This window comes from Bacillota bacterium, assembly GCA_024655925.1.
Taxonomy (GTDB): domain Bacteria; phylum Bacillota; class DTU025; order DTU025; family JANLFS01; genus JANLFS01.
Window position 1 is genome coordinate 1 of the sequence record JANLFS010000141.1, and the last position, 5878, is coordinate 5878.

A 5878-nucleotide genomic window follows, 5' to 3' on the forward strand; every position below is an offset into this window, starting at 1 on the left:
AAGATCATAAATATCGACGGCGAGGAATGGCTGCTATACAAGCGCTTCCCTATAGATGTCGCCCTCATTCGCGGCACTGTCGCGGACGAGAACGGAAACCTCACAGTGGACAAGGAGATGGGTATCCTCGAGGCTTTGCCGCTGGCTATGGCGGCGAAGAACAGCGGGGGCATAGTGATAGCGCAAGCCGAGTATATCGCGCAGCGCAACACCCTCCACCCCAAAGATGTCAGGGTCCCCGGCGTTCTCGTGGACTATGTGGTCATCGGCAGGCCCGAGAACCACCTGCAAACCCAGGTGACCTATTTCAACCCCGGTCTTTCCGGCGACATAAGAGTGCCCGTCGACAGGATACCGCCGCTTCCGCTCGATGCCAAGAAAATCATCGGCCGGCGAGCGGCGCTGGAGTTGCGCCCCGGCGCAGTGGTGAACCTCGGCGTGGGAATACCCGCCGCCGTAGCCAGCGTGGCTGCCGAAGAGGGGGTGAGCGATCAGTTCACCCTGACGACGGAGCTGGGGGTATTCGGCGGCGTTCCGGCGTACGGCCTCGACTTCGGGGCCTCCTACAACTCAGAGGCAATGATCGAGCACTCATCGATGTTCGACTTCTATGACGGCGGCGGGTTGGATGTTACCTTCGTGGGCCTCGCGCAGGTCGACAGGCATGGGAATGTCAACGTGAGCAAATTTGCCTCCGCCATCCCCGGTTGCGGTGGGTTCATTGACATTACACACAAAACAAGGCGCATAGTCTTCTGCGGTACCTTCACCGCTGGTGGCCTTGAGGTCGCCGTGGACACCAGCGGTGTCAAGGTAGTCAAAGAGGGGGCCATCCGCAAGATAGTCGGTGACGTGGAACAGGTTACGCTCAACGGGGAATTGGCGGCGGCAAAAGGACAGGAGATTCTGTACGTCACCGAGAGATGCGTGTTCAAGCTTACGCAGGAAGGTCCTGTCCTCGTCGAGATTGCTCCGGGGATTGATCTTGAAAGAGACATAATCTCACTGGTGGAGTTCCCAATTCCAGTAAGCGAAGACCTGCGCACAATGGACGCTCGCATCTTCCAGCCAGGTCGCATGGAGTTGTCAAAATCGTTCTAGGTTAACCTCGTCGGCGATCAGTATATGCCGGCTCGGATGGAGGCAACAGTTGTGAGACAGAATCCAGTCAAACATGCTCTAAGGAACGGACAGAGTGTATTCGGAGTCTTCAATGCAATGGCGTCCTCAGGGCTTTCGGAACTGCTCGGTCGTAGCGGATTCGACTTCGTGATACTCGACACGGAACACGGTCCGGGAACGACAGAATCTGTTGAGGACATGGTCAGGGCTGTGGAGATCGGGGGATGTGTTCCGATCGTCCGGGTGGCGTCAAGTGACAGGAGAGATATCCTGAAGGCCCTCGACGCTGGCGCCTTTGGCATCCAAGTCCCCATGGTCGAGACAGCTGAAGACGTCGAGCGAATCCTGCGGTATGGGAAATACTGGCCCATAGGCCAGAGGGGCCTTGCGTTCTCAACCAAGGCAGGTGCGTACTCCACCTGCGACAAGCAGGAGCACCTACGCACGTCGAACTCCGAGACACTTCTGGTTGTGCAGGTCGAGACACTGAAAGCCGTGAGCAACCTCGACGAGATCCTCGGGGCAGGCATTGCCGGGCCGTATGGCCAGTGCATAGACGTGGTGTTCGTGGGACTGTCCGACCTGTCCCACTCCATGGGACTCCCAGGCCAGGTCAGTCATCCTGAGGTGCAGAAAGCAGCCGAGACAGTGCTGCACAAGTGCAAAGAGGCGGGAGTCCCCATGGGTACCATCGTGGGTTCGTCCGCTGATGCCAGGACGTGGATGGACCGTGGAGTACTATACTTCACGACGACTGCTCCCGGGCTTCTGCTGAACGCCTGCAAGGACTTCATGTCCGGCGTAGGCCGGTAGATTGCGCACGCCGGCAAAGGAGAGAGGAGTAGTAACCTGGCGATGACGTCTCCTGTTGATGTTGTGACAGTGGATGTTGCAGTCGTCGGTGCTGGCGGCGCAGGACTTCGTGCGGCTCTCGAGGCTGCCAGGTCCGGGGCCCGTGTGGCCATGATCGTGAAAGGACGGGTGGGGCAGAGCGGCACGACAGCGTACCACGTCGCGGAGACCGCCGGGTTTGCAGCGGCGGATGGATATTGTGACCCCATGGATAGCCCTGATGTTCACTTGGGGGACATAGTCGAGGCTGGCTGCGGCATGTGCGACGTCCGGCTGGCGCGCATTCTCGCGTACGAGTCCCCGAAGCAGATCCCGTTCCTCGAGAAGCTGGGCGTAGTTTTCATCACGAATTCCGATGGACGGCACGCAGTAGTGAAGGGCTGCTTCGGGTCACGTCCCAGGAACCGCAAGATCCTGGGACACGGAGTCCCTATAGTCCAGGCCCTTGGGGCAGAAGTCAGGCGTGCCGGTGTCTACGCGATCGAGAACACCGGTGCGGTTGAGCTCCTGGTCGATGATGGGCGATGCACCGGCGTTGTGTGCGCCAGCGCAGAAGGAAAGGTCTCGGTGGTTAAGGCCGCGGCCACTGTGCTTGCGACTGGAGGTGCTGGCCAACTCTATGCCCAGAACCTCAACCCACCTGACATCACCGGAGATGGTTACGCTCTCGGCTTCCGGGCGGGCGCCCAGCTCATTAACATGGAGTTTATGCAGGCGGGTTTCGGAATCACATCCCCAGTTCGGAATATGGTAATGACCTGGCTCTGGCTCCTCAACCCGAATATCAGGACACGTGATGGGCGGGACGTGCTCGGCCAGTACCTTCCAGCTGGAGTATCAGCGAACGCTTGCATGGCCGCGAAGAGCAAGCACTATCCATTTACCAGCCGTGATGATTCCAAGTACCTCGAGATCGCTGTACAGGACCAGTACAGGAAGGCTAACGGCAGTTTACAGTCCGAGTGTTACTTAGATTTCTCCCACATTAAGAGTATTGACTCCTCCGTGAATGATCATGATCTCAGGGCGATGTTGACGATTACGCACGAATGGATGTTGAAGAGAGGCCTAGACATCCTGCGACAACCGGTGCCTGTGACTTGCTTTGCCCACGCGATCAACGGAGGGCTGAGGATAGACGAGAATGCCGAGACCACCCTGCCGGGCTTGTACGCGGCTGGGGAGGTTGCCGGTGGGCCACACGGCGCCGACAGACTGGGAGGCACTATGTTCGCTGCCTCGCAGGTATTCGGTGCGAGAGCGGGTAGAGCCGCAGCGGGCAGGGCTGCGGGCCAGGTGTTGGACCTCTCTCTGTCTTACAGGGAACGCCGACAAGTCGACGAGGTCCTTGGGACAATATCAGATCTGAGGGGCCGTGCCGCGGGGGTACAGGCGGACGAACTGAGACGAGACCTTCAGAGGACGATGTCACTGAACTCCCTAGTATGTCGCACTCGGAAGAGCCTGATAAAGGCGGCTGAGAGTGTTGCGTGTTTGAAGACAGTGTCCCAAACCGGATTGCGGGTCGGGCCCGGCGGCGACGTTCTGGATGCCGTGGGTATCCGGAATCTCCTGCAGGTTGCTGAGATCGTGCTCGGCTCTGCGCTCAGGCGGGAAGAGAGCCGGGGGAGCCACTACCGCGCGGACTTCCCAGAACGGGATCGTAGGTACGACTGGGTCACAGCAGTCACGAGAGCGGGCGACGGACCCGAGTACAGCAGCATCAAGCTGTAGAGGGTACGGAGTCGTTGGAGGGTGACTCTACATGCAGTTTGACACCATCGAGGTGCGGAAGGAAGGCAAGATTGCGACGATTGTGCTCAATCGCCCGGCGGTGATGAATGCCATCAGTTCGCAGACCCTTGAGGAACTGGCGCAGGCGGTGGACTCCATCGACTCGGATGATCAGATCGTAGCTGCAATCATCACGGGCGCCGGGGAGAAAGCATTTTCGGCAGGCGCGGATATCCGTGAGCTGAAGGGTCAGACCCTTTCCGATCATGAGAAGTTCATAGCTCTCGGGAACAGGGTGTTCGGGATGCTCGAGGAATCAGGCAAGGTGTTCATCGCGGCCGTGAGGGGTTACGCCCTGGGTGGCGGATGTGAACTCATTCAGGCATGTGACTTGAGAGTCGCGTCGGACGACGCCAAGTTCGGACAGCCCGAGGTGAAGGTTGGAGGGTTTCCTGGATGGGGCGGCACACAGCGCTTGCCGCGGCTTGTCGGGAAGACCAAGGCAACCGAGATGATCTTCACGGGCAACATGATCGACGCTCGTGAGGCGCTGCGTATAGGCTTGGTAAACAGGGTAGTCCCTGCACAAGACCTTCTTAAGGAAGCCTACGCGCTTGCCATGGAGATTGCCCAAAACAGGCCCGAGGCGGTTCGTCTCGCGAAGGCAGCGATCAATCATGGCTTCAGACTGGATATCGAGCACGAAGCTGCTCTGAATAACCTGAATTTCGCGGGGAAGGACCGAAAAGAGGGCCTGAGCGCTTTCCTTGCGAAGAAGGGCAGGTCCGTGGACGGCGACGAGGAGAAGGCGGAGTAGGATAATCGTTCGCTTCCGGCGTTCTGGTTCATGTACGTGGCTGGATGGGCCTATAAGCGGATGGCGGTGAGCGCTCTCCGGTTGGAGGGCTGAGGGGAGGGATGCCCGGGACGCGGCGCTACTGTTTGACGTTGAACCGTTCAGCCTTGTGAAAGACTGCCCATGCTCGGGTGACCCGAGACCCCCGACCCAATCGGGTGATGGGTTGCCGAAGCCAGCAATGCGTGGAAAGGAGTGTCATCAGTGATTAAACATTTGACTGGACGTAGGTTACTTTGCTTGGTCTTTGCAGCATCCCTTCTTGTGGTGACAGTTGGGACGCCGACATTCGCGGCGAAGAAGTACCTCAAGGTCGGCGGAGGAACCGTCGGCGGTTCGGCTTACATTCTCGCCTCTGGCATAGCGAAGCTTATCGAGAAGTACATCCCGGATGTCTCGGCTACCGCTGAGCCCAGCAGCGTTGTGGCGAACGTGCCGTACGTGAACAACAAGGAAATGGATATTGCGTTCAGCCAGCTTCAGGCCATCCAGTGGGGTTACAAAGGCGAGAAGTACATGGCAAAGTTCGGTAAGTGCTCGAACGTCAGGGGATTGATCCCCGGCCCAATATCTCCCACCTACTGGATTGTCCTTCCGAACTCCCCAATCAAGTCGCTCTACGATATCAAAGGCAAAACGATTTCGATGGGCGGAGTTGAGGCCAGCGCCGAGGCCATCGAGGAACTCCTCAAGCTTTACGGCCTGCAGCTGGGCAAGGATTACCAGGGTAAGTCCATGGGACATGCGGCCGCAGTCGAAGCCCTCAAGGACGGCAATCTGGACCTCGCCATCCCGTTCGGAGCCATTCCGAGCCCGGCGGCAATGGACGCTGTGGTGACCAAGAACGCCAAGATCCTGCCGATCGAGATGAGCAAGCTACAGGAACTAGCCAGCAAGTACCCGTTCTTCGCTCCGATAATCATCCCTGGCGGAACGTTCCCGGGTCACCCGAACGACATTCCGACGCTTACGGTGTCGGACGGCCTCATCGTCCACAAGGATATGGATGAGGGGTTGGCTTATAACATCACCAAAGTGCTGATTGAGCACGTGGATGAGCTCATAGAAATCCACCCTGGCGCTGCTGAGTACAAGTGGGAGGTTGTGTCGGAGGCAATCAAGGCCAAGAAGTTCATGGATGTGCCTCTCCATCCAGGGGCCGAGCGTTACTATAGGGAGCGGGGTATCCTCTAGGCAACAGCGTGTTGAATCGGTGTCGACCAGCATGGGCAGGCGGGCCGATTTCACGGGACGGGTCGGCGCCTGACAACTGAGATGCGGAATCGACGTGTGTCGTTTCGGGGACGTCGTTTC

The 5878-nt window shown here is 58.6% G+C and carries 5 protein-coding genes; all 5 read left to right on the top strand.

The window, feature by feature from the left end; translation table 11 throughout:
* Positions 1–1101: acyl CoA:acetate/3-ketoacid CoA transferase (locus NUW23_14765; GenBank protein MCR4427422.1), on the top strand; the 1101-nt coding region annotated here is incomplete at its 5' end.
* A 51-nt stretch (positions 1102–1152) separates the two neighbouring features.
* Positions 1153–1935, top strand: a complete 783-nt coding sequence (locus NUW23_14770; protein MCR4427423.1) for an aldolase/citrate lyase family protein — start codon at positions 1153–1155, stop codon at positions 1933–1935.
* Positions 1936–1977: 42 nt separating this feature from the next.
* The gene (locus NUW23_14775; GenBank protein MCR4427424.1) at positions 1978–3708 is read left to right on the top strand and encodes an FAD-binding protein; all 1731 of its coding nucleotides are present in this window, start codon (positions 1978–1980) and stop codon (positions 3706–3708) included.
* 31 nt (positions 3709–3739) lie between these two features.
* The gene (locus NUW23_14780) at positions 3740–4525 is read left to right on the top strand and encodes an enoyl-CoA hydratase-related protein (protein MCR4427425.1); all 786 of its coding nucleotides are present in this window, start codon (positions 3740–3742) and stop codon (positions 4523–4525) included.
* Between the two features lie 243 nt (positions 4526–4768).
* Complete coding sequence (locus NUW23_14785; protein ID MCR4427426.1) at positions 4769–5758, top strand: TAXI family TRAP transporter solute-binding subunit; 990 nt, start codon at positions 4769–4771, stop codon at positions 5756–5758.
* Positions 5759–5878 lie beyond the last annotated feature (120 nt).